Origin of the sequence: Citrobacter sp. wls613 (assembly GCF_005281195.1) — a bacterium.
In the GTDB taxonomy this organism is placed as follows: Bacteria; Pseudomonadota; Gammaproteobacteria; order Enterobacterales; family Enterobacteriaceae; genus Citrobacter; species Citrobacter gillenii.
The window spans coordinates 42,695-67,090 of record NZ_SZXN01000041.1 but is presented as its reverse complement, the minus strand read 5'-3'; the positions used below and the strand labels follow the sequence as shown (position 1 = coordinate 67,090).

General features: G+C 52.8%; 26 protein-coding genes, 2 pseudogenes and 1 other annotated feature. Of the genes and pseudogenes, 11 read left to right on the top strand and 17 right to left on the bottom strand.

Going from position 1 to position 24,396, the window contains the following annotated elements; translation table 11 throughout:
• Nucleotides 1–102: 102 nt before the first annotated feature.
• Together hisG and hisL are read right to left on the bottom strand one after the other, a co-directional pair.
• Entirely contained in the window at nt 103–1,002 is a 900-nt protein-coding gene (gene hisG / locus FDX01_RS06725) for an ATP phosphoribosyltransferase (RefSeq protein WP_096756624.1), read from the bottom strand.
• Nucleotides 1,003–1,048: 46 nt separating this feature from the next.
• Nucleotides 1,049–1,171 (bottom strand) — a sequence feature (His leader region).
• Nucleotides 1,147–1,194 carry a his operon leader peptide gene (gene hisL, locus FDX01_RS06720; RefSeq protein WP_137399535.1) on the bottom strand — a complete coding sequence of 16 codons (48 nt, stop codon included), beginning with the start codon at nt 1,192–1,194 and terminating at the stop codon, nt 1,147–1,149. (Overlaps the previous feature by 25 nt.)
• A 175-nt stretch (nt 1,195–1,369) precedes the next feature.
• Between hisL and FDX01_RS06715 the strand changes: the two genes are divergently transcribed.
• The 4 genes and pseudogenes from FDX01_RS06715 (at nt 1,370) to FDX01_RS06700 (ending at nt 4,795) form a co-directional block, all read left to right on the top strand.
• Nucleotides 1,370–2,194 (top strand): SDR family oxidoreductase, encoded by an 825-nt coding sequence (locus FDX01_RS06715; RefSeq protein ID WP_137399468.1) that lies wholly within the window; start codon nt 1,370–1,372, stop codon nt 2,192–2,194.
• Nucleotides 2,195–2,235: 41 nt separating this feature from the next.
• Nucleotides 2,236–3,169: pseudogene (locus FDX01_RS06710) on the top strand (LysR family transcriptional regulator).
• Nucleotides 3,170–3,381: 212 nt separating this feature from the next.
• On the top strand, nt 3,382–3,444 hold the full coding sequence (yoeI, locus tag FDX01_RS06705; RefSeq protein WP_101706264.1) for a membrane protein YoeI: 63 nt from the start codon (nt 3,382–3,384) through the stop codon (nt 3,442–3,444).
• Complete coding sequence (locus FDX01_RS06700) at nt 3,434–4,795, top strand: APC family permease (RefSeq protein ID WP_162604171.1); 1,362 nt, start codon at nt 3,434–3,436, stop codon at nt 4,793–4,795. The genes yoeI and FDX01_RS06700 overlap by 11 nt, the downstream gene beginning before the upstream one ends.
• A gap of 102 nt (nt 4,796–4,897) precedes the next feature.
• On the opposite strand, the gene sbcB is transcribed toward FDX01_RS06700, so the two are convergent.
• Nucleotides 4,898–6,322: an exodeoxyribonuclease I gene (gene sbcB / locus FDX01_RS06695; RefSeq protein WP_135911843.1), complete on the bottom strand. Its 1,425-nt coding sequence runs from the start codon at nt 6,320–6,322 to the stop codon at nt 4,898–4,900.
• A gap of 399 nt (nt 6,323–6,721) precedes the next feature.
• Here sbcB and phsA point away from each other — a divergent pair, with 399 nt between their 5' ends.
• The 7 genes from phsA to FDX01_RS06660 all read left to right on the top strand — a co-directional run bounded on the left by phsA (nt 6,722) and on the right by FDX01_RS06660 (nt 14,006).
• Entirely contained in the window at nt 6,722–8,995 is a 2,274-nt protein-coding gene (gene phsA, locus FDX01_RS06690) for a thiosulfate reductase PhsA (protein WP_137399467.1), read from the top strand.
• A gap of 14 nt (nt 8,996–9,009) precedes the next feature.
• Entirely contained in the window at nt 9,010–9,588 is a 579-nt protein-coding gene (gene phsB / locus FDX01_RS06685) for a thiosulfate reductase electron transport protein PhsB (protein WP_115258140.1), read from the top strand.
• Nucleotides 9,585–10,352 carry a thiosulfate reductase cytochrome B subunit gene (gene phsC, locus FDX01_RS06680; RefSeq protein ID WP_117343307.1) on the top strand — a complete coding sequence of 256 codons (768 nt, stop codon included), beginning with the start codon at nt 9,585–9,587 and terminating at the stop codon, nt 10,350–10,352. Before phsB ends, phsC begins: the two co-directional genes overlap by 4 nt.
• 150 nt (nt 10,353–10,502) lie before the next feature.
• The gene (gene dacD, locus FDX01_RS06675; RefSeq protein ID WP_135911846.1) at nt 10,503–11,675 is read left to right on the top strand and encodes a serine-type D-Ala-D-Ala carboxypeptidase DacD; all 1,173 of its coding nucleotides are present in this window, start codon (nt 10,503–10,505) and stop codon (nt 11,673–11,675) included.
• A gap of 124 nt (nt 11,676–11,799) precedes the next feature.
• Entirely contained in the window at nt 11,800–12,267 is a 468-nt protein-coding gene (gene sbmC, locus FDX01_RS06670) for a DNA gyrase inhibitor SbmC (protein WP_117343309.1), read from the top strand.
• 107 nt (nt 12,268–12,374) lie between these two features.
• Nucleotides 12,375–13,433 (top strand): FUSC family protein, encoded by a 1,059-nt coding sequence (locus FDX01_RS06665; RefSeq protein WP_115258144.1) that lies wholly within the window; start codon nt 12,375–12,377, stop codon nt 13,431–13,433.
• A gap of 237 nt (nt 13,434–13,670) precedes the next feature.
• Nucleotides 13,671–14,006, top strand: a complete 336-nt coding sequence (locus FDX01_RS06660; RefSeq protein WP_003834176.1) for a DUF496 family protein — start codon at nt 13,671–13,673, stop codon at nt 14,004–14,006.
• A gap of 41 nt (nt 14,007–14,047) precedes the next feature.
• Here the strand turns inward: FDX01_RS06660 and FDX01_RS06655 are convergent, their stop codons facing one another.
• The 14 genes and pseudogenes from FDX01_RS06655 to FDX01_RS23605 form a co-directional block, all read right to left on the bottom strand.
• The gene (locus FDX01_RS06655) at nt 14,048–14,914 is read right to left on the bottom strand and encodes an L-threonine kinase (protein ID WP_137399466.1); all 867 of its coding nucleotides are present in this window, start codon (nt 14,912–14,914) and stop codon (nt 14,048–14,050) included.
• A 94-nt stretch (nt 14,915–15,008) separates the two neighbouring features.
• Nucleotides 15,009–16,223, bottom strand: coding sequence for an acetate/propionate family kinase (locus tag FDX01_RS06650; RefSeq protein ID WP_137399465.1), 1,215 nt, complete (start codon nt 16,221–16,223; stop codon nt 15,009–15,011).
• Nucleotides 16,208–16,660: a propanediol utilization protein PduV gene (gene pduV / locus FDX01_RS06645; RefSeq protein ID WP_137399464.1), complete on the bottom strand. Its 453-nt coding sequence runs from the start codon at nt 16,658–16,660 to the stop codon at nt 16,208–16,210. Before pduV ends, FDX01_RS06650 begins: the two co-directional genes overlap by 16 nt.
• A gap of 4 nt (nt 16,661–16,664) precedes the next feature.
• Nucleotides 16,665–17,015, bottom strand: coding sequence for a propanediol utilization microcompartment protein PduU (pduU, locus tag FDX01_RS06640; protein ID WP_096756638.1), 351 nt, complete (start codon nt 17,013–17,015; stop codon nt 16,665–16,667).
• Nucleotides 17,015–17,569, bottom strand: coding sequence for a propanediol utilization microcompartment protein PduT (pduT, locus tag FDX01_RS06635; RefSeq protein WP_046275683.1), 555 nt, complete (start codon nt 17,567–17,569; stop codon nt 17,015–17,017). Before pduT ends, pduU begins: the two co-directional genes overlap by 1 nt.
• A 2-nt stretch (nt 17,570–17,571) precedes the next feature.
• Entirely contained in the window at nt 17,572–18,927 is a 1,356-nt protein-coding gene (gene pduS, locus FDX01_RS06630) for a cobalamin reductase PduS (RefSeq protein ID WP_137362955.1), read from the bottom strand.
• Nucleotides 18,924–20,036, bottom strand: a complete 1,113-nt coding sequence (locus FDX01_RS06625; RefSeq protein WP_115258149.1) for a 1-propanol dehydrogenase PduQ — start codon at nt 20,034–20,036, stop codon at nt 18,924–18,926. Before FDX01_RS06625 ends, pduS begins: the two co-directional genes overlap by 4 nt.
• Before the next feature lie 10 nt (nt 20,037–20,046).
• A complete protein-coding gene (pduP, locus tag FDX01_RS06620; protein ID WP_137399463.1) occupies nt 20,047–21,432 on the bottom strand; it encodes a CoA-acylating propionaldehyde dehydrogenase PduP in 1,386 nt (461 codons plus the stop codon).
• Nucleotides 21,429–22,436: a two-domain cob(I)yrinic acid a,c-diamide adenosyltransferase PduO gene (pduO, locus tag FDX01_RS06615; protein WP_137399462.1), complete on the bottom strand. Its 1,008-nt coding sequence runs from the start codon at nt 22,434–22,436 to the stop codon at nt 21,429–21,431. The genes pduP and pduO overlap by 4 nt, the downstream gene beginning before the upstream one ends.
• Nucleotides 22,437–22,444: 8 nt before the next feature.
• Nucleotides 22,445–22,720 carry a EutN/CcmL family microcompartment protein gene (locus tag FDX01_RS06610; protein ID WP_096756643.1) on the bottom strand — a complete coding sequence of 92 codons (276 nt, stop codon included), beginning with the start codon at nt 22,718–22,720 and terminating at the stop codon, nt 22,445–22,447.
• A 3-nt stretch (nt 22,721–22,723) separates the two neighbouring features.
• Nucleotides 22,724–23,215 (bottom strand): microcompartment protein PduM, encoded by a 492-nt coding sequence (gene pduM, locus FDX01_RS06605; RefSeq protein ID WP_115258152.1) that lies wholly within the window; start codon nt 23,213–23,215, stop codon nt 22,724–22,726.
• Entirely contained in the window at nt 23,212–23,844 is a 633-nt protein-coding gene (locus tag FDX01_RS06600; RefSeq protein ID WP_137399461.1) for a phosphate propanoyltransferase, read from the bottom strand. The genes pduM and FDX01_RS06600 overlap by 4 nt, the downstream gene beginning before the upstream one ends.
• A complete protein-coding gene (locus FDX01_RS06595) occupies nt 23,844–24,308 on the bottom strand; it encodes a BMC domain-containing protein (RefSeq protein WP_137399460.1) in 465 nt (154 codons plus the stop codon). The genes FDX01_RS06600 and FDX01_RS06595 overlap by 1 nt, the downstream gene beginning before the upstream one ends.
• A 23-nt stretch (nt 24,309–24,331) precedes the next feature.
• Nucleotides 24,332–24,396: pseudogene (locus FDX01_RS23605) on the bottom strand (hypothetical protein); the annotation flags it as partial.

Below are 24,396 nucleotides of genomic sequence, written 5' to 3'. Positions count from 1 at the left end.
GCCGGATGGCGGCGCTGCCTTATCCGGCCTACAAGACCCGTAATATCAATGATTGTGACAATTCTTGTAGGCCTGATAAGCGAAGCGCCATCAGGCATCAGATCACTCCATCATCTTCTCAATTGGCAGCACCAGAATCGAACTGGCACCGAGCGCTTTCAGTTTTTCCATGGTTTCCCAGAACAGGGTTTCGCTGCTGACCATGTGCATGGCCACGCGCTGCTGATCGCCTGCCAGTGGCAGAATAGTTGGACGCTCTGCGCCTGGCAGCAGGGCGATGACCTCGTCCAGACGTTCGGTTGGGGCGTGCATCATGATGTACTTGGATTCGCGGGCCTGAATCACGCCCTGAATGCGGGTCAGTAATTTATCGATCAGCTGCTGCTTGGCTTCCGCCATCTCGCCGTCGCGCTGGATCAGGCAGGCTTTGGAGCGGTAAATCACTTCGACTTCACGCAGGCCGTTGGCTTCCAGCGTGGCGCCGGTTGAGACCAGATCGCAAATCGCATCGGCCAGGCCCGCACGCGGGGCAACTTCTACTGAGCCGTTTAGCAGGCAGGATTTAAACGTGACGCCTTTCTGATCGAGATAACGTTTCAGCAGGTGCGGGTAGGAAGTGGCAACACGTTTACCGTTCAGCGAAGCCGGGCCGTCCCAAGCTTCGTCCGCCGGGGTGGCTAACGAGAGGCGACAGCCACCGAAGTCGAGACGACGCAGCGTAAAGTAGCGCGGATCTTCGCCCTGCGCCCGGCGGTTGAGCAACTCTTCTTCTAAAACGTTTTCACCAATGATGCCGAGGTCAACCACGCCGTCCATCACCAGACCCGGAATATCGTCATCACGCACGCGGAGAATATCAATCGGCATGTTCTCTGCCATCGCAATCAGGCGCTGGGTGTGAAGATTAATTTTAATGCCACAGCGGGCCAGTAATTCGCGTGAATCATCGCTTAAGCGGCCTGATTTCTGCATAGCTATGCGTAAACGGGTATTGTCTAACATTCTCTTGTCCTCGTTATCCTGTCTGAATCGGTCTGGGTCACGCACCAAAAAAAAGCCCCCGGAAGAATTCTTCCGGGGGCTTTCTCATGCGCTCATGCACCACTGGAAGAGTTAAATGTCTCCCAGCACACATCGCCTGAAAGACTAGTCAGGATGATGGTGATGATGGTGTTTAAATTGAGCGCATGTCATAAAATTTTCTCGATGAATGTTTATTCATTTGATGTCTTTTAACCTAAACCACTTTAGTCACCGAAAGCAAGGGCTTTTTTTGATCATTAATTCATTTCATATTGATACTATGAATTGTCAGCCACCGTGGGCTGGCGTAGCCTTGGGTAACAGGCCACAAGTCAGGAGAGAAGGCATGAAAAAGGTCGCAATTGTCGGGTTAGGTTGGTTAGGCATGCCGTTAGCCATGTCGCTGGCGGCGCGAGGCTGGCAGGTCACCGGCAGCAAAACCACGCTGGATGGGGTGGAAGCGGCCCGTATGAGCGGTATCGAAAGCTACTCGCTGCGCCTTGAACCTGAGTTGGTGTGCGCGTCAGACGATCTTGATGCGCTGATGGATGTCGATGCGCTGGTCATCACGCTGCCCGCCCGCCGTAGCGGTCCGGGTGAAGATTTTTATCTGCAGGCGATGCAGGAGTTGGTCGACAGTGCGCTGGCATACCGCATTCCACGGATTATTTTTACCAGCTCGACGTCGGTGTATGGTGACGTACAGGGAACCGTGAAGGAAGGCTCGCCGCGCAATCCGGTGACGGCAAGCGGTCGCGTGCTGAAAGAACTTGAGGACTGGTTGCATAACCTGCCGGGGACCTCGGTAGACATTGTGCGCCTCGCCGGGTTGGTTGGACCGGGCAGACACCCAGGGCGTTTTTTCGCCGGTAAAACGGCACCGGATGGACAGCATGGCGTCAATCTGGTGCATCTGGATGATGTCGTGTCTGCAATCACCCTGCTGCTCCAGGCACCGAAAGGAGGACACATCTATAATATATGTGCGCCTATGCATCCGGCGCGTAATGTGTTCTATCCCCAGATGGCGCGTTTGCTGGGGCTGGAACCGCCGGAATTCCGGGACGGTGTGGATAACGGTAAAGGTAAAGTCATTGACGGCAACCGAATTTGCAATGAACTTGGGTTTGAGTACCAGTATCCCGACCCGCTGGTGATGCCGATGGAGTGACAGACCAGCAGCGTGCCGTCATATACCGCCAGGGGGCGAGTATGAAACCACTGCTGGACGTTCTGATCATCCTCGACGCGTTAGATAAAGAGGGAAGTTTCGCGGCGGCGTCGGCAAAATTGTTTAAGACGCCGTCCGCGCTGAGTTATACCGTCCATAAGCTGGAAAGCGATCTGAATATTCAATTGTTGGATCGCAGCGGGCATCGGGCGACGTTTACCCGCACCGGGCAGATGCTGCTGGAAAAGGGGCGGGAGGTACTGCATACCGTCCGCGAACTCGAAAAACAGGCCATCAAACTGCACGAAGGTTGGGAGAACCAGCTGGTTATTGGCGTGGATGACACCTTTCCTTTTTCACTGCTGGCCCCGCTTATCGAATCCTTCTACCAGCACCACAGCGTCACGCGGCTTAAATTTATCAACGGTGTACTGGGCGGTTCCTGGGAGGCGCTCACCCAAGGGCGGGCCGATATTATCGTCGGGGCGATGCATGAACCGCCTACCGCGAGTAACTTTGGTTTTGCGCGTTTAGGTGACCTCGAACAGGTGTTTGTGATCGCACCGCATCACCCGCTGGCGCAGGAAGACGAACCACTGCAACGGCGTACCATTAAACGTTTCCGTGCCATTGTGGTGGGGGACAGTCCTCATCTGGCGAGCTTGTCGGGTTCTCAACTGCTTGACGATCAGGATGCAATCACCGTTTTTGACTTTAAAACCAAGCTGGAACTGCAGATCAGTGGGCTGGGATGCGGGTATTTACCGCGCTATCTGGCACAACGTTTTTTGGACAGCGGTGCCCTGATAGAGAAGAAAGTGGTCGCACAAATTATGTTTGAACCGGTGTGGATTGGCTGGAATGAACAGACGTCAGGATTAGCCAGCGCCTGGTGGCGAGATCAGATTTTAGCAAATAGTGCTATCGCAGGCGTTTATGTAAAATCGAGTGTCGATAAATCAGGCGGTTAGATAAAAATATTTATTTTTGGCTATCTCATTCTCTTGTTATTTCTCTCCAATTTAGTGCAAAATACGCCGCTTGCAAAAAATGACATTAGCCGACGTTTTAATACGCGTCGGTTATTTTTTTGCATCAAACCAATCATTCATAAAAGAGGCCGGGCTTCGTACCGGATAGATACTTACTAAAAACCGACAGTTGTTGTCGCTGAGGAATTCGTAAAAATGGGGCAATTTTTTGCTTACGCGACGGTATTCACCGTAAAGGGGAATGACCATGTCGCATAACGTTACTCCAAACACCTCTCGCGTGGAATTACGTAAAACGCTTACGTTGGTTCCGGTTGTCATGATGGGCCTTGCCTATATGCAGCCGATGACGCTGTTCGATACATTTGGTATCGTTTCGGGCTTGACCGATGGTCATGTCGCGACGGCTTATGCTTTTGCGTTGGTTGCCATTCTCTTTACTGCGTTGAGCTACGGTAAACTGGTTCGCCGTTTCCCGTCTGCTGGCTCTGCGTACACCTATGCTCAGAAATCCATTAGCCCGACCGTAGGCTTTATGGTGGGCTGGTCATCGCTGCTGGACTATCTGTTCATGCCGATGATCAACATCCTGTTGGCTAAAATCTACTTTGAAGCGCTGGTGCCGTCGGTACCGTCGTGGATCTTTGTTGTCGCGCTGGTGGGCTTTATGACCATCTCGAATCTGCGCAGCATCAAGGCCGTCGCGAACTTCAATACCCTGATTGTTATTTTGCAGATGGGTATTGTGGCAGTGATTGTTGGCCTGATCATTTACGGCATTATGCACGGCGAAGGCGCAGGCACGCTGACCAGCACCCGTCCATTCTGGTCTGAAGGCGCGCATGTGGTGCCGATGATTACCGGTGCAACTATCCTGTGCTTCTCGTTCCTTGGTTTTGACGGCATCTCTTCGCTGTCAGAAGAAACCAAAGACGCAGAGCGTGTTATTCCGAAGGCTATCTTCCTGACCGCGCTGATTGGTGGCCTGATCTTTATTGGTGCCTCCTACTTCCTGCAGCTGTACTTCCCGGATATCTCTCGCTTTAAAGATCCGGACGCGTCACAGCCGGAAATCATGCTGTACGTTGCGGGTAAAACCTTCCAGTGGGGCGTGCTGGTGTTCTCCAGCGTCACCGTACTGGCATCCGGTATGGCGGCACATGCGGGCGTTTCTCGTCTGATGTACGTGATGGGGCGCGATGGCGTATTCCCGACCCGTTTCTTCGGTTATATTCACCCGAAATGGCGTACTCCTGCATGGAACGTGCTGCTGGTGGGTGCGATTGCGCTGCTGGCAATCAAATTTGACCTGGTGACGGCGACGGCGCTGATCAACTTCGGTGCGCTGGTGGCGTTTACCTTCGTGAACCTGTCTGTGATTTCACAGTTCTGGATCCGCGAAAAACGCAACAAGACGCTGAAAGACCACTTCAACTACCTGGTCATGCCGGTGTGTGGTGCTCTGACCGTCGGCGCACTGTGGGTTAACCTGGAAGAAAGCTCGATGGTTCTGGGTCTGATCTGGGCGGGTATTGGTCTGGTTTACCTGGCTTGCGTGACCAAAAGCTTCCGCAATCCGGTTCCACAGTACGAAGATATCGCGCAGTAATTGATGTTTGCCGGACTGGGGGCCTTGCGCCACCATCCGGCAAATTGCCTAACCGGAGACATGTTCTCCGGTTTTTTTATACCTGTGTGTTAGTTTCTCTTCTTACACAATCTCTTCGGCGTATTGCCAGAGTGATTTCAGCAGCACCAGCTTCTCTTTATTATCCGCATACTGTTGACTCAGCATCTGCAATTCATTGGCATATTGCTGTAAAAACTCTGCGGTAAACACCTGACGGCGATGCTCCAGCCAGCGCTGCTGTTCAGACTCATCCAGCGTGCCGGGGAAGTTACGCGCGCGGTAATTAAACAGCAGCTTTTCAATACGCTTATCAACAAAGGTAATATCCAGTGCCGGTAAATTGCGTGGGTCGGTTTCCAGCACGATTTTCATCGCAGCGCGGTCGGCATCGCTGAAAAAACCGTTATACAGTTGGGCATCCACGTTGTCTGACGGTGTGAAGGGTTCTGCCTCGGAAAAAATAGCCACCACTTTATCGCGAACCTGCGGGTTTTCACGCAGGATTTTGAGGTTATCCAGACAATGCTGGCGGTTAATTCCCAGTCGGTCAGCATCTTCCGGGCGTAGCGTGTTGGCCTGTGCCAGAACCGGGCATTTGTTGATGTGCACCAGTTTCACGGGTACCGCTACGTTATCGCCCAGGTCGGCTTTGGCGGTGTAAAGGCGCTCACGCAGCGTGTCGCTGTCCAGCTCAAGCAGGGGAGAAATATCACCGGCTAAGTCAACCATGATGACCGCGTTACGATTGTCCGGGTGCCAGGCGAGCGGCGCAACCCAACTGGTATTGCCGCGCCATGCGCCGAACATGCCAGAGACATGAACCAACGGTTTCATTTGTGGGACATCGATCAGGGCGGCCAGCTTGTGTTTGTTCCGGTGGCTATAGAGATAGTCGAACAGACGAGGCTGACGCGACTTAACCAACTGCGCCATCGCAATGGTGGCGTACACGTCGGCCATCGCATCGTGGGCGTTGGCGTGTTCAATGCCGTTGGCTTTGGTCAAATGCTCAAGGCGGAAACTGGGTAACCCGTCGTCGTTTTCTGGCCAGTTAATGCCTTCCGGGCGCAGGGCATAACAGGCGCGCATAACATCCAGTAAATCCCAACGTGAATTATCGTGCTGCCAACTCCAGGCGTAGGGGTCGTAGAAATTGCGGTACAGGATATTGCGCGTCACTTCGTCGTCGAAGCGCACATTGTTATAGCCCACAATACAGGTTTTGGGCACGGTAAACAGGGCGTGAATGCGGGCAGCAAACGTTGCTTCGTTCTCTCCTTTTTCACGCGCTTCCTGTGGGGTAATACCGGTGATAAGTACCGCTTCCGGGTGCGGCAGATAGTCGTCCGCAGGCTTGCAATAAAAAACCTCTGGATCGCCGATAATGTTGAAATCGTTATCCGTGCGGATGGCCGCAAATTGCGCGGGCCTGTCCAGCGCCGGATGGGTACCAAAGGTTTCGTAATCGTGGAAGAGAAACGTAGGGTGCTGCTTGCCGTCATTCATTGTTCAGTTATGTCCGGGATCAATTTAGCGCTTTTATAAGAGTACCAAAAAATAGCGAGGTAATCAGCAAAGCGATTATCTGTTCGGGGAATCAGGTCGCAATAAAATTGAGATGAACGGTGCTTTTATATATTTCTTGAATTAATTAAACGACCGAAACTGTATTTATTGGCATGATTTTCATCAAGGATAATTTCATTTTAATAATTTGATTGATAACAATTATTGTTATTTTTACGGTTAATTGTTGAGTTTTGGAAGTTTTAAAAGTCTTTGTAAACAATAGGTTCTGATTCGTCAGGATGTTCTTGCTTCACTGTAAGGAAATGTGAGTGAGATTAAAAATTAATAATATAAACTCCATATAATAATTGGATATATCTAATAACAGGAGGTTATATGAGCATTAGTCGGCGTAACTTTTTGCGCGGCGTGGGTATTGGCTGCTCCGCATGCGCAATAGGAACTTTTCCACCGGGGGCACTGGCGCGTAATGCACCAGAGAGTATCAAGGGGAAAACCTCACTCACGCCAAGTTTGTGCGAAATGTGTTCATTTCGCTGTCCCATTCAAGCTCAGGTCATTAATAATAAAACCGTTTTCATCCAGGGGAACCCTAATGCGCCGCAGCAGGGTTCCCGGGTCTGTGCCCGAGGGGGCAGCGGCGTGAGCCTGGTTAACGATCCGCACCGTATTGTTAAACCGATGAAGCGTACCGGCCCGCGTGGCGCTGGAGAATGGCAGGTCATTAGCTGGCAGCAAGCCTATCAAGAAATTGCCGAAAAGATGAGTGCCATAAAAGCGCAATATGGTCCTCAGGGCGTTGTCTTCTCTTCTAAATCCGGCTCGCTTTCCGGTCATTTATTTCACCTGGCGACGGCCTTCGGTTCGCCGAACACCTTTACCCATGCCTCGACATGTCCCGCCGGGAAATCCATTGCCGCTAAAGTGATGATGGGCGGCGATCTGTCCATGGATATTGCCAACACCCGTTATATGGTCTCTTTTGGCCATAACCTCTATGAAGGTATTGAGGTTGCCGACACGCACGAACTGATGACCGCGCAGGAGAGAGGCGCGAAGATGGTCAGCTTCGACCCTCGCTTGTCCGTATTTTCCAGTAAAGCGGATGAATGGCATGCCATCAGGCCTGGCGGCGACTTGCCGGTACTGATGGCAATGTGCCACGTCATGATTAAAGAAAACCTGTATGACGCGCAGTTTGTGGAGCGTTATACCACGGGGTTTGCACAGCTGGCAGAGGCCGTACAAGAGACAACGCCTGAATGGGCGCAAAAGCTGGCTGATGTTCCTGCTGAAGTTATTACCCGCGTAACCCGAGAAATGGCGGCCAGCGCGCCTCGTGCCATCGTCAGCCCAGGCCACCGCGCGACGTTTTCTCAGGAAGAGATCGACATGCGGCGGATGATCTTCACCCTCAACGTGCTGCTGGGCAATATCGAACGTGAAGGTGGCATGTACCAGAAAAAGGCGGCGGCAACCTACAACAAGCTGGCTGGCGAAAAGGTCGCGCCAGTGCTGGCAAAACCGGATGTGAAATTACCGAAGCCAACCGCGCAGCGCATTGATCTGGTGGCACCGCAGTTTAAATACATCGCCGCGGGTGGCGGGGTCGTGCAAAGCATTATTGATGCCGTGTTAAAGCAGACTCCTTACCCGGTGAAGGGATGGATCATGTCCCGACATAATCCTTTCCAGACCGTGACCTGCCGACCCGATCTGGTCAAAACCGTGGAACAACTGGATCTGGTGGTCAGCTGCGACGTCTATTTAAGTGAAAGCGCGGCCTATGCTGACTATCTGTTACCGGAATGCACCTACCTTGAGCGTGATGAAGAAGTCTCTGATATGTCAGGGCTGAATCCAGCTTATGCATTACGCCAACAGGTAGTTGAGCCCATTGGCGATGCTCGTCCGAGCTGGCAAATCTGGAAAGAACTGGGTGAACAGTTGGGTCTCGGGCAATTTTACCCGTGGCAGGATATGCAGACGCGCCAGCTGTACCAGCTCAATGGCGATCACGCTTTATCCGCAGAACTGCGTCAGAAGGGATATCGGGAGTGGGGCGTACCGCTGTTATTTCGTGAACCTGAGGCCGTGCGCCAGTTTGTCGAGCGCTATCCTGGCGCAGTGCCCGCGGACAGCGATGGTACCTACGGGGAGCAACTGCGATTCAAATCCCCGTCAGGCAAAATCGAGCTTTATTCCGCAGAGCTGGAATCGTTACTTCCCGGCTACGGTATTCCACGCGCCCGCAATTTTGCCCTGAAGGGTGAAAATGAACTCTATTTCATCCAGGGCAAGGTGGCGGTTCACACCAACGGAGCAACGCAATATGTGCCTTTACTCAGTGAACTGATGTGGGATAACGCGGTGTGGATCCACCCGACGACCGCGCGTGAAAAAGGGATTAAAAGCGGTGACGACATCTGGCTGGAAAACGCCACTGGCAAAGAAAAAGGTAAGGCGCTGGTCACGGCCGGTATTCGACCCGATACGCTGTTTGTTTATATGGGGTTTGGCGCCAAGGCCGGGGCTAAAACGGCGGCAACCACGCACGGTATTCACTGCGGTAATTTACTTCCGCACGTGACCAGTCCGGTTTCCGGAACGGTGGTGCACACCGCTGGCGTGACGCTGCGTCGGGCATGAACAAGGAGAACATCATGAATCAATCCACAAATCCCTATGTCATGCTGCATGACGAAAAACGCTGCATTGGCTGCCAGGCATGTACGGTTGCCTGCAAGGTTCTGAACGATGTGCCGGAGGGGTACAGCCGCCTGCAGGTGCAGATCCGCACCCCGGAAAAAGAGTCAGACGTCCTGTCTCATTTTCAGTTTGTGCGGGTTTCTTGCCAGCACTGTGAAGATGCGCCCTGCGTGAGCGTTTGCCCGACCGGTGCTTCATTTCGTGACGAAAACGGTATTGTGCAGGTGGACAAGTCGCGCTGTATTGGTTGCGACTATTGTGTTGCGGCCTGCCCGTTCCATGTGCGTTATCTGAATCCGCAAACGAGTATCGCTGACAAATGCAATTTTTGTGCAGATACCCGCCTCGATGCCGGGCAAGCGCCGGCCTGTGTTTCTGTTTGTCCAACCGATGCGCTGAAGTTTGGCCGCCGCGACGACCCGGAGATCCAGCACTGGATAAGTCAAAAAGAGGTATATCGCCAGCAGGATACGCGCAGTGGTGAGGTGAGTCTTTATCGGCGTAAAGAGTATCATCAGGAGGGGAAAGTATGAATGCTATCTGGGGAGCAGAGCTTAACTATGCGCCGGACTACTGGCCGCTGTGGCTCATTTACGCAGGTGTGGTCATCCTGCTGATGATTGTGGGTCTGGTGGCGCACGCGCTGCTGCGCCGGATGCTGGCACCTAAAACCGCAACCGGTGAAGAGCATCGTGATTACCTCTACTCGTTAGCGGTCCGCCGCTGGCACTGGGGAAATGCGCTGTTGTTCGTTCTGCTGCTGGTAAGCGGGTTGTTTGGTCACTTTTCGATAGGGCCGGTGGCGCTCATGGTGCAGGTACACACCTGGTGTGGCTTTGCATTACTGGCCTTCTGGGTGGGTTTCGTGCTGATAAATGCCACTACCGGCAACGGCTGCCACTATCGGGTGAAATGTAGCGGACTTATTTCGCGCTGCCTGCAGCAAACACGCTTTTACCTGTATGGGATAATGAAGGGTGAAGCGCATCCGTTTGCCGCGACGGCAGAGAGTAAATTTAACCCGCTACAACAACTGGCCTATCTGGCCATCATGTATGCGCTGGTACCGCTGTTGATCATCACCGGTTTGCTGTGTCTTTACCCACAAGTTATCGGCGCAGGTCCGGTTATGCTGGTGTTGCATATGGCGTTGGCGATTATTGGCATTCTGTTTATTTGTGCGCATATCTACCTGTGCACACTGGGCGACACGCCGGGGCAAATCTTTCGCAGCATGATCGACGGCTATCACCGGCATCGCAGCCATCACGCAGATGTATCACCGCGTAAAGGGTAATGTAGTGCGAATTTATCACTACCCGTTTATCTGATACCTGCATTCCATTGCAAGAAAATGTGCCTTAAGTCACATTTTCTTGCAATTTATCCCTGTTTGTTCTTCAGAATTTCCGTAAAAAGAACGGCTATTTTTCCTTTTCCTGAGGACATGCTGTTGAAACGCCGTCTGTTTATTACCGCTTCCCTTTTCGCGATGAGTTTTTCCTCCGCTTTTGCGGCGGATGTCGCCAGTTTTGCTCCCCAACCTCCGGCTATCAATGCGGGTGCGTGGGTGCTGATGGATTACACCACAGGCCAAATTCTTACCGCAGGTAATGAGCACCAGCAGCGCAACCCCGCCAGTCTGACCAAGCTGATGACCGGCTATGTTGTTGACCGCGCCATCGACAGCCAGCGTATTAGCCCGTCAGATATTGTCACCGTTGGGCGTGACGCGTGGGCGAAAGACAATCCGGTATTTGTCGGTTCATCGTTAATGTTTCTAAAACAAGGTGACCGCGTTTCAGTACGTGACTTAAGTCGCGGCTTAATTGTCGATTCCGGCAACGATGCCTGCGTTGCGCTGGCGGACTATATCGCCGGTGGGCAGCCACAGTTTGTCGCGATGATGAACAGTTATGTGCAAAAGCTGAAGTTGCAGGACACCCATTTTGAAACGGTGCACGGACTGGATGCCCCAGGCCAGCACAGTTCGGCTTACGATCTGGCTGTGTTATCGAGGGCTATCATTCACGGCGAGCCTGATTTCTATCATATGTACAGCGAGAAGAGCCTCACCTGGAACGGCATCACCCAGCAGAATCGTAACGGTTTATTGTGGGATAAAACCCTGAACGTGGATGGGCTAAAGACGGGACATACCTCTGGTGCCGGGTTTAACCTGATTGCATCTGCGGTAGACGGACAGCGTCGATTAATCGCCGTTGTAATGGGGGCCGAGAGTGCGAAGGGGCGTGAAGATCAGGCGCGTAAGCTGCTGCAATGGGGACAGCAAAACTTTGACACAGTGCAGGTTCTGCGAAGTGGTAAGCAGGTAGGCGTTGAGCGGATCTGGTATGGCGATAAAGAAAAAATCAGTCTCGGTACCGAGCAGGATTTTTGGATGGCGTTGCCTAAAGCCGAAGTGGCGAATATTAAAGCAAAGTATGTGCTTGATAAGAAAGAGCTGGTCGCCCCCATTGCCGCACATCAGCGCGTGGGCGAAATTGAACTCTACGACCGGGATCAGCTGGTGGCACATTGGCCGCTGATGACGCTGGAGTCAGTCGGTGAGGGGGGCGTGTTTTCGCGCCTGAGCGATTATTTTCACCATAAGGTGTAGATTTCTGTTTGTGCACCAAACTGGCAAGACTGCGAATCTGCTCACATAATAATCACTATTTCCTTGAGGCCGTAATACGCAGAAATTATACTGTATTTTTATACAGTACCATGCGGGAGGTTATATGGAGTATGAGATAAAGCAGGTAGAAAGACGCAGGATTGCCGGGTTTCACATGGTTGGACCGTGGGAACACACGGTAAAGCAGGGGTTTGAACAGCTGGTTATGTGGGTCGACGGTAACCAGATTGTGCCGCTGGAATGGATAGCCGTCTATTACGACAACCCAGACGTGGTTCCGGCAGATAAACTGCGCTGCGATACCGTAGTTTCAGTGCCTGAAGGTTTTGAGATCCCGGAAAACAGCGAAGGGGTGATCCTGACTGAACTGGCGGGCGGCGACTATGCCGTGGCCGTTGCCCGTGTTGAAAACCATGACTTTGCCACACCCTGGTATCAGTTTTTTGACCGTCTGTTGCAGGATTCGTCCTGGCAGTTATCGGCCAAACCGTGTTTTGAAATTTACCGAAACAATGGTGTGGAGGACGGATACTGGGATATTGAAATGTACGTGCCGGTGCAGGCGAAGTAACGGTTTTGGGTGTGAATCAGGATAAAAGGCCTGTTGATAACGGTGATGTTTTCACTGAAAAAACAGGTACAATTCTGTTCTTTGCTATTCCCTGACGGAGTGCATGAGTGCGTGCAGATAAGTCACTGAGTCCTTTTGAAATTCGCTTGTATCGTCATTATCGTGTGGTGCATGGTATTCGCATCTCGCTGGCGTTTCTTCTCACTTTTCTGCTGGTTCGCCTGCTGGACATCCCTGAAGGTACCTGGCCTCTGATCACGCTGGTGGTGATCATGGGGCCGATTTCCTTTTGGGGCAATGTCGTCCCCCGAGCTTTTGAGCGTATTGGTGGCACGATTCTGGGTTCGGTCCTTGGGCTGGTGGCGCTCCGGCTGGAGCTCTTTTCATTGCCGCTGATGCTGATATGGTGTGCGGTGGCGATGTTCCTGTGCGGTTGGCTGGCATTGGGTAAAAAACCGTATCAAGCGCTGCTGATCGGCATCACGCTGGCCGTCGTGGTTGGCGCACCTGCGGGCGATATGAACACGGCACTCTGGCGCGGGGGGGATGTGATTCTCGGCTCGCTACTGGCAATGCTGTTTACCTGGATCTGGCCGCAACGCGCATTTATACACTGGCGTATCCAACTGGCGCACTGCATTACCGGCTATAACCGTGTATATCAGGCCGCGCTATCACCCAACTTACTTGAACAACCCCGGCTGGATAAGCACTTACAGCAGTTGCTGAGTGACGTCGTTAAAATGCGCGGCTTAATCATTCCGGCCAGCAAAGAAACGCGCATTCAAAAATCAGTTTTTGAAGCCATTCAAACGATTAATCGAAATCTGGTGTGCATGCTTGAACTGCAAATCAACGCGCTGTGGGCAACGCGGTCCAGTCATTTTGTGATGTTGAATGCGCATACGCTGCGTGAAACTCAGCTCAGAATGCAACAGGCACTGCTGACGATAACGCACGCTCTCTATGAAGGTAATCCGCAACCGGTGCTTGCCAACACCGAAAAACTCAATGATACGGTGACCGAGATGCGTCAGCTGATTGATGAACATAAGGGCGACAACGTTGCAGAAACGCCTATTCATGGTTATGTCTGGCTGAATATGGAGATGGCACGACAGCTGGAACTCCTCTCACATTTAATCTGTCGTGCTTTGCGCAAATAAAGCGCAGATGAGGGGATTGGTTCTACTGCTGCTTCGATTCAGCAACGATTAAGGGTATGATACTGAAAAGGCTAAAACCATTGGTAACTGCAATGGCTTTACCCTCGATAATTCAGGTTTCAACCGTGTATTGTCAATGCAGATGCAACTTGAAGTATGGCGGGCATGAAAGTAATGTTGACCCACTTTAGCCGTTGTTTAAACGAATCCGAATCTCACATTATCAGGGGTGTAAAAATGGAAACTACCAAGCCTTCTTTCCAGGACGTGCTGGAATTTGTTCGTCTGTTCCGTCGTAAGAACAAACTGCAACGTGAAATCCAGGACGTTGAGAAAAAGATCCGTGACAACCAGAAACGTGTCCTGCTGCTGGACAACCTGAGCGACTACATCAAGCCAGGTATGAGCGTTGAAGCGATCCAGGGCATTATTGCCAGCATGAAAAGCGACTATGAAGATCGCGTGGATGATTACATCATCAAAAATGCCGAGATCTCTAAAGAGCGTCGCGACATTTCTAAAAAGCTCAAAGCCATGGGCGAAGTGAAAAACGGCGAAGCGAAAGCAGAGTAATTGTTGCAAACGATAGGGGCGTAATGCGGCCCCTATCGTCCCTACTGTAATTCAACCCCGCCCGTTACCATCCGTAGCAAATGCTGTTCCGGCCAGTGTGTAGTCAGTTTTTTCTGCACCAGCATCCATTTGATGTAGTCAATGTCATGACGCGTTCTGTCCAGCATCAGTCCAACTACGCTGCCGCTGTGGGCAACGTTCACACCGTATAAATCACATTCTTCAACCAGCGATAATAACGAATCGAAATCCGGTTTTGGCAACAACATCTGGCTGGCAATGGCGCTTAGCGTGGCTGCTTCGCCCATCCGGTACGGATTTTGGCTAATGCAAGCTTCCTGTACTTTTTCCCATGCTCGTTTGAGGGCAGGCACACCAGCTTGTAATCCGGCCTGGCGCGGGATCCGGTGATAGTCTGCCGTGCGTAACGTTTCCGGACTTTCGAGAACCAGCAGGTCGAGGTGGGGCTGCGCTTCACAGGCGATCTGAGTGGATGCGTCGTTATGATCAAAAAGCGTTAACTGGCGAAAAACGGTGCTGTCGGTAGGTTCGAGCGAAACGCAAAGCTGCGCTAACGTGGCTTCATCTAACTGATGGCCCAGATGGTGGGCGGTAGCGATGGCGGTGGCGGCAATATCTGCCGTACTGCTGGCCATCCCTTTGGCGATGGGGATCGTAGAGTGGATATCAATACGAATATCCTGACTGACATGTGCCGGATATTGCCAGTGCTGCAACAAGCGGTCAACCATCGACCGTGAAAGAGGCCGCTCATCGGCAAGCGGCGATCCGGAGCTGACTTCAACGGTGCTGTACCATTCAACCGGGCAGGAGACCAATTTCTCGCTGCCCAGAATCCAGCCCTGGATAAGTTCTCCGCATGATGCGGGGCATTGCGCAACAGCCACGTCTTTTCACCTTTGTGATTAGCAATCTTCGGCGCATAGTGTCATGGCGATCGCGCTATTACCATGATGTGCCGCAATCTGCGGCACAGCAGTGTTAAGCGGGAATGCTCAGCGTCACAGTTTCTGCAATCGCTATACGCATTACGTCTTGCGCGATCATCAGCTCTTCGTTGGTATTGATGACGGCCACTTTGACCATCGCGTTTTCTGTCTGAATGAAGGTCGCATTACGTTGGTTTTTGTCCTCATCTACCGCCAACCCTAAGAAATTGAGGTTGTGGCAAATTGCTGCCCGGGCGCGGGCAGAGTTTTCGCCGATACCACCGGTAAACACCAGCGCATCCAGACCGCCCATTTGCATAATGTAGCTGCCAATGGTGGCACGAATTCGTTCGGCAAACAGCGTCAGCGCCAGCGCTGCCTGACGGTTTCCGCTATCAGCCGCCTGTTCCACGTCACGGTAGTCAGGTGATATGCCGGATACGCCAAGTAACCCCGACTCGTTGTTGAGTAGCTGATTTAGCTGCTGTGGTGTTTTGCCTTCACGCTGGGCAATCCACGGCAAAATGGACGGATCGATGTCGCCGCTACGGGTGCCCATCATCACGCCAGACTGTGGGGTAAAGCCCATTGACGTATTAACGGATTGTCCGCCCTTGATGGCGCAGATGCTGCTGCCGTTGCCCAGATGGCAACACACCACCCGCAGAGCGCTGAGCGGCACGCCCAGTTTTTCAGCCAGCGTATGGCTGACGTATTTGTGGCTGGTACCATGGAAGCCGTAGCGACGAATACCCAGCTCCGAATAATAACGCCAGGGCAGGGGATAAATAAAAGAAGGCTCGTCGAGCGTCTGATGGAAGGCCGTATCGAAAACTGCTACAGCAGGTGTCGCCGGTAACAGTTGGCGAAAAATAGCAATACCCAGCGCATTAACCGGGTTATGCAACGGAGCCAGTTCTGCCAAACGTTCTATTTCTGCCAGCGATTCATCGGTGACTAAAACTGAATCTTTAAAGGATTCTCCGCCGTGTGCGACGCGATGCCCAACACCGTCGATGTCTTGTAAGCTATTAATGATGCTGTGACTGAGCAGTTTTTCCAGTAACAGCGTTACCGCTTCACGGTGATCGGCAATCGGCAGTGTTTCCTGCCATTTTTGCACCGGGGTTTTTATCGTGACCTTTGCATCAGGCATCCCGATGCGCTCGAGCAGCCCCTGACAGAGCATCTCGCCCTGCGGCATCGCCAGTAACTGAAACTTCAGAGAAGAGCTGCCTGCGTTAATGGCCATTATTTTGTGAGACATGACGGTTCCTTTGCGTGCAGAAAATTGAACATCTCATCAACGCCGGTATTGTTCACCGCGCTGGTAATAAAAACGTTTTGCGCCCCGGCCTGCATCAACCAACCCTCGACGAGGGCAATCTGCTGCGGGTTAGCTAAATCGGCTTTGGTCACCAGACCGATAACGGGCCGGTTCATGGGGCCGGTAAATCCAGGAGAAAAAGGTGACCAGGGCGCGTCAGCGTTGAGCACCAGCGCGATAACGTCGGCTTCACAGGCGCTGACCAGCAGCGCACTGTACAGGCAGCGGTTCTCCAGATATTCCCCAGGTGTGTCTATCGCCGTGGGAGACCAGACGATAGCCTGGGTTTTCTGATAATGAAGCGCTTCGCCACGCATACACTGGGTGAGCGATGTTTTCCCACTTTGGCTGGGTCCAATGAACATGATGCGTTTCATTACGTCATGTCCGCGTAATCGGGCAGGCGGTAAAACGCATCATTTCGCCCAGCGTGCGGGTAACTTGTTTCAGCGCGTACTCAACGGCCGAAACATCACCGGTTAATACGACCGCGCCGGTAAAGCGGTCCAGAAAACCAATCTCTACGGCACCCGATTTAGTGGCGATATCACAGGCGATAATGGAGGCTTCGCTGGGCGTAATAGTTAAAATGCCAATCGCCGAGACTGAATCCTGCAAGCCAAGTTTCTTGAACAAATCTTTACCAGGATTAGCAATAAGATGCGCCAGTGTGACCTGTTTTCCGGGCACATATTCCTGAATCATACGATCCGTCGTCGGCTGCATTTCCATCACCCCTCCACCATTTGGCGCCACATGCTTTCATGCGGACGTGGGATCACCGAGCGATAGACCAGCAGACCTTTTTCACCAGCACTTTCGCTGGCGACCGTCACGGCGTTATTCACATCGGAAACATCGCCCGCGACAACCATGTAGCACTTACCGCCAATACCAAACGCCATATGCACTCTTACCAGCGTGACATTGGAGGCTTTTACCGCGCGGTCGGCGGCACAAATACAGGCCGCAACGCTCCAGGTTTCAACAATCCCTACCGCCTGACGTTTATCTACACTATTGAGTCCACTGATCGCCGGCAGAACGCTGGCATGAATGTTAGGCAGGACCAGGCTGTCGACGAGCATATCTCCAGCAAGTGAGGTTCCTGTGGCAATGGCCTGCTGTATTGCGCCAACGTCACCACCCAGCATCAGCAAAAATTTTCCCGGGCAGATGGTTTTACTGACCAGCAAATTCACATTAGCGCTTTTCAGCATCGCATCGCCGGCTTCCATTCCTTTGGCAATGCTGGTGAGTTCTAAAATCCCTATAGCCTGAGACATGGTTAACCTCTTATTACCGTGATGGACTGATCTGTGATTTCGCTGACAATACCGTCAATACTGGCGTGAACCTGCGCACCTAATGCGCCCTCGGGGATCTCTGCAACACATTGGCCGCGCACAACGCGCTCCCCTTTTTGCACACAAGGAATGGCACTGGCACCAATATGCTGGCGTAACAACAACGTTGTTTTTTCAGTGGGATGATCTGTCTGGTCTAATGGTGCATCGTGATACCAGTCACTGAGACCCAGTTTGGTAATAAGCCGTTTCACCGGAATCAGACGGTACTTCGCCATTTCATCTTCAGGGTTTAACGGGCCTTCATAACGATGATTGAGCGCACGTAGCTCGCGTTTGAGCATGCGGTTAATGCGCATCGGAGAAATCCCCACCGGACAGGCCACGCTTTCACAGACGTTGCATTCTGAGCAAGTCAGGGCGGTGAGCAGTAATTGCGGTGTGGCGGCCTGCTGATAGTTGACCGCGCGAACCAGCAAATGTGGTGAGAGTTCATGACCAATCAAGTGTCGTGGACACAGATCCGTGCACAAGCGGCACTGCTCGCAGACGGTTTTGGCAACTGAGAGCACGGTCCGTTCATCCTGCATTCGTCGCTGGATCAGCGCATGGGATTTCGGTAGTACCAGCAGGCCACCGGTCGTTTTACTGACTGGCGTATCCAGAGAAGTAATCAGACCGCCCATCATCGGACCGCCGTTAATAAATCCGGGGTCATCGACGGTAGCGCCGCCAGCCAGTGCCAGCACTTCGCGCAGCGACATACCGACAGGTACGGTCAGGGTAACCGGCCGGGCAACTGCGCCATTGACGGTTAATGTACGACGCGTAACGGGGAACTGCTGTTCAACGGCTCGTGCGATGTTAAGTACGGTCTGGACGTTATTGACCACCACGCCCACACTAACCGGGAGAGCAGCAGGAGGCACCCGCCGTCCGGTTGCCATCCAGATTGTCAGCACTTCATCGCCAGCCGGGTAGACATCAGGCAAAATGTGTAACCTGATATCGGCGGGCAGGAGAGGTGTTAACGCACTGATGGCTTTCTGATATTTTTCTTTAAGGGCGATAATGCCGGCGCTGGCGCCAGTGGTCTTCATGGCATACTGCACGCCGCGTATCAGTCGGGCCGCCTGCACGGCCATTAATTGCTGATCAACCTTCAGCATCGGCTCGCATTCTGCAGCATTGACCAGAAACGTATCGACCTGCGCCTGCAGTTTGACATGGGCAGGAAAGCCGGCACCACCGGCTCCCACTACACCTGCAGCGCGCACGCGATCGCGTATTGTCTGAGCATCATAACAAATGGGTTCAGCCGTCATGGCTGTATTCATAATAATTCCTCAAGCAGTTCTTGGATGGCAGCGGCATCAGCATCGCGGGGATTCGTTTGCAGCGTGGCATCCGCCAGAGCCGCCTGAACCATCGAGGGAATACGCTGTGACCAGGTTTGCTTTCCGTCTTTGAGCGCGTCTGTGAAAGAGGGTAACGCACACTGTTTTTTGAGTTGCTCAATATGATGAATTAGCGCATTGAGTGCCGCCGTATCGTTTGCGTTATCAGGGCATAAGTGGCAGGCCTTCGCGAAGCGGGCATACCGTTTTGTGGCCCTGGGATCGCGGGCATTAAAGTGAATCACAGAGGTCAGGAGTAGTGCGTTAGCAAGGCCGTGCGGCAGATGAAACTGACCGCCAAGCTGATGCGCTATGGCATGGTTAATTCCAAGACCAGCCTGGCTAAACGCCATCCCCGCGAGGGTTGAGGCGTTGTGCATTTTTCCTCGGGTAGCCAGGCAATCGCCTTTGCTGACGGCGATGGGCAGATACTGGAAGACAATTTGCGCTGCTTTTTCAGCCAGGGCGTCAGTGAAGTCGCTGGCCTTGGTGGAGACGTACGCTTCAAGCGCATGCGTCAGCACGTCCATTCCGGTATTGGCGGTGATGGCAGGCGGTACGCTGACCACCAGCATTGGGTCAAGGATCGCCATATCCGGGTAGAGGGCATTATTAAATAACGGATATTTAATGCCTTTCTCCGGATCGCCGATCACGCAGGCGCTGGTTACTTCAGAGCCTGTGCCGCTGGTGGTGGGGATGGCTACACAGGTTTCGATTTCGATGCCAAACTGACGGCTGAACCAAACAATCGCTTTCGCTGCATCAAGCGCCGACCCTCCACCAAAGCCAATCACCACATCCGGTCGCAGGGACTGCATTTGTGCAATCCCTTGTACTACCGTATTGATGGTGGGATCTGGTGTGATATCACTGAACACGCTAATGCGATTATCCGCAGGTAACGCATCGCGCAGCGTTGCAATCAGCGGCGAACGCGCAAGAAAACCATCGCAAATAATCCAGATATGCTTATTCGTGAAGCGTTTGAGCACGCTCAAACTGCCCTGGCCGCTGTACAATCGAGTTTGCAGTGAAAAGCTATTCATTACGGCCTCATTAGCGGATAGAAAAACCGTTGGTCAGCACGCAACGACGAGAACGTGCAAACGTTCGCGCAGACGTTGTCCCTTCACCGGTTGGGGTTGCGATGGTAAAGGTGGTGAAACCTTCGCCGCCGACGCCAATACCGGCGTAAGAGGGGCCATTTTTCACAAAAATAGACGTTTGCAACGTGCGAGCAGCAAGATTCAAACGCGACACATTTTGTGAGTGCATAATGGCAGTATGGTGCAGTCCCTCTTCAACCTTCAGCGCCAACGTTAGCGCACTGTCAAAATCGTTAACCGTCACGACAGGGAGCATGGGCATCAACTGTTCGCTGGTAACCCACACATCGTCAGCCTTGACGACGCCTATCAACAGACGAGGCGCTTTTGTCGGAACGGGTATACCCGCCGCTTTCAGTAACGTTGCCGGGCTTTTTCCGACAAGTTTCTTATTCGCCATTCCCTCTGGCAGACAGGTGGTGCGTAGTTTGTCCACTTCTTCGCTGTTTAGCAGCAACGCCCCAAAAGACTGCATTTGTTGAATCAGCCGTTCGGCAACCGCTTCGACAACAATTAGGCTTTTCTCTGCAATGCAGGGCAGATTGTAATCAAACGATGCGCCGTTGATGATGTCTTCTGCTGCCTTCACCAGATCGGCGGTTTCATCAACGATGCATGGGGGGTTCCCTGCACCTGCGCCAATGACTTTTTTCCCACTTTTCAAACCCATAGCTACAATACCTGGGCCACCGGTAATTGCCAGAACCGCGATTCTATGGTGTGCCATCATCTGCTGGGTAGCCTCAAAAGTGGGTTCTGTGACCGTGACAACAAGATTTCGGATCCCGCAGCAGCGAAAGGCAATATCTTCAATCATGGTAATCAGCTTGAGTGAAACCACTTTAGCGCCCGGGTGCGGGCTGAAGTAAACGCTATTCCCTGCTGCTAACATACTGATGCTGTTGTTAATAATAGTTTCCGTTGGGTTGGTGCTAGGAGCAACGGAACCCACTACGCCAAAGGGGGAATATTCAAATAGCACCATGCCGCCATCACCGGTGAGGGCGGTTGTGGTTAGATCTTCAATACCGGGGGTGTTATCCAGCGCGGCTTTATTTTTGAGAAATTTATCTTCTTTGTTGCCCATTCCCGTTTCGGTTGCGCTTTCTGCCGCCAACAAGGCCAGATGAGGTGTCAGTTCTTCCCGTAGAGCACTAATAATGGCGCTACGGGTTTTCAGTGGGCATTGCTGATAACGTAAAAAGGCCTGATGTGCGGCATCGATTGCTTCACCGACGGATGGAAAAATACCGCCACCCTTTATCTCTGCTTTTGCCGGTTCGAGCTGTTCAGTCAAAATAGTGCGGATAAGGGTTTCAAGTTCTGACGTATTCATTGATGTGTTCTCACGTTAATCGCCGTAATGGCGGTTTCTGCAATGTCCATATCCTGCTCAACGCTTCCTCCGCTGATGCCAAGACCCCCAAGGAGTAAACCTTCTCGCCATAGTGCGTATCCGCCACCAAACGTGACGACTTTTCCCTGCATATGGCTTTCCAGACCGTAAAGTGCGGCGCCCGGTTGCACCGCTGCGCTCAGTTCATGGGTGGCGGTTTTCATCGCCACGGCGGTCCACGCTTTTTTCGGCGCCAGCTCGCTACTGACGAGCAGGGCATCGGGCATGCGCCAGGTCACTGTTTGTGTACCGTTTGCATCCACAATGCTGATGACAACAGGAACTTTGAGTGCTTGTGCACGCGCTACCGCCGTACGCGTAAGCTGATGGAGTTCCTGAAATGACAATGACATAGCAGACTCCTGAACTGCCGATGTCTGGGTCACTGCCACGTAACGCTCAGCCACCTTCTGAATGAGCGTGTTTTGGTGCGCGTCATAATCTTCAGCCCTGGCGAGCGCATATAAGCAATCGGACAGGCGGTTGATATAGCGCATCAGTACCTGTCGGATGGAGGCATCTGTGGAGAGTTCGACAAGCCGTCTTTCAGCGCGACGGGCAAGCGTGCGGGCGAAGTGCAGACGGCTGGCGGCTTCACAGCGTCCGGGCAAAATAAAACTGTGCAGGGGGGGCACTCGCGCCATCGCGGTATCGATGGCAGCCTCAAGTGCTGCAATGTCTTCCGAGCTGATGTAGCGTTGGGCGGGCGTGGGCTGTTCGCTTTCACTGGCCAGTTCGGCACTGAACCAAAACAGCTGTAACTGAATTTCTTCAAGTAACACACGGTGTTGCGGGCTTTGTGCCGCGCAGACGCATAGGCTCAGCGCCGCGTTGAGTTCGTCCAGCGTGCCGTAAGCCTCAACGCGCGGGTGTGTTTTACTGACGCGCTGTCCGCTAAAGAGCGCTGTCGTACCGGCATCGCCTGTTCGGGTATAAATCGCCATAGTTCCTCCTAGCGAGAAAGCGTGTCGACAATGCCAACGATGGCCAGATCGATAGCCTCATTGGGGCCGCTAAAAACGTGTCTGGCGCTGGAGCCGCTGCTGAGTAAAACCAGCTCACCGGTACCGGCACCCACTGAGTCAACTGCGACCTCATCACCCGCTGTTGGCGATTGCGGTAGTTCGCCGTCGGCTGTTACCCGACGTACCAGTAACAGTTTTTTTCCAACCAGTGACGGAGATTTTTGCGTGGATACCACGACGCCTGTAACGCGTGCCAGATGCATGGTTCACTCCTGCTTAATTAATTGGATATTGCGCATACTGACGGTTTCTTTTGCCAGTGCGGTCACAACACATCGACGGCGTAGCACCAGAAACCCACCTTGTAATCGGGCTACATCGGCATAACTTAAAAGCGTCTCGGGATGCAGAATGATGGTTTGCCCGCGTTCATCACTGAACTCCAGCGGCAGTCGCGCGAGTTTTCGTACGGGGATCGCCGGTAGCAATTGATGCTGCAGCGATATCTTCACGCGAACGCCACAGGCCAGGGCTTCGTGGAGAGTGATCGCTGACACATCGGATGAATCGTGTTGCGCAATATGCGCCAGCAGCGGTAAATCAGCGTGCTCAATAATCAGAGCGGAGTACTGACAAACCAGCGCCCGGGGATCGGCTTCCCGTAACTGCGCGACGCTCAGAGAGAGCGAACTGTCCGCGCGTTTTTGTAATCGGGAGACGACCTCCCCGATGATGCGTTGCAGCAGTTCATTGTTCATCGTGAGCTCACCAGCGTGGCGAATGCCTGTGGGCTATCCGCCCCTGCAGCATTGGCTTCGTCAGTGTCGATATGCATTTCAAGACGCATATCCGGCGATACGCGAACGGCAACGTTATCGAAGATCAGTCTGCGTTCATCTCCATTGATGGCGACGGAGACTTTATCGCCATGTGACACGCGTAGGATCAGCGCATCAAGCGGTGACATATGAATGTGCCGCTGGGCGACAATCACTCCGCATGAGATATCCAGTTCAGCAAAAGGACTCACCAGGCGAATGCCCGGCGTTCCCTGAATATTGCCGGACATACGCAACGGCGCAACGATACCCAGCGTACGGGCGTCGGTGCGGGAGATTTCTACCTGGCTGGTGCTACGCAGCGGTCCCAGCAAACGCACATTTTTTAGCTGGCCTTTTGGACCCACCAGCGTAACGGTCTGATCTGCGGCATATTGTCCAGGCTGCAGCAGACCTTTTTTCTCGCTGATGGGCTGATTGGGAAACAAACGAGCGTAATCTTCAGCACAAAGATGGATATGACGATTAGAGATCCCCAGTGGAATAGGGCGCTCGCGCATTTCATCCAGTACTTTACTGACCGTAGTCTCCAGTTGCTGTTTATCCATTACGCTTCACCTCGTTTGCCAGAATGCAGGCAGAGTGAGCGAGGCTCTCCCTTCTGGCGCGGACAGGCAGGGTCGAGACATAAATTGCAGCTAATCAGGTCTGTATCTTGTGGTGCTTCGGGTAATTCACTTTCCACAACCACCTGTACTTCCACCTCGATAGGTGTGGATTCAGGGATGGGCTCAGGTGTCGAAACGACGCTGTGCGAAAGGATGCCTTCCCCGGGTCTGGAAATGACTTTGTGCGCAACCAGACCTTCCCGCTGGTCTGCAAAGCTGGCACCGGTGGAAATGGCCGCCTGCACGGAGGCCACATCCCCGATGATTTTGATCACCGTCCAGCCTGAGCCGTTGGTTTTTTCGAGGCCCACCAGCGTGATGGAGGCGGCTTTCGCCATGACATCCGCGCAACTGATGGCTAATGCCAGACCACTAACTTCAAGTAATCCCAGTGATTGCTTCACGCTGTGCTCCTTGTTGCAACGGTTTAAGCGGATTTAGGTAAAATGGCTTCGACGTCGCTGTGTGGACGCGGGATGACGTGGCAGGATT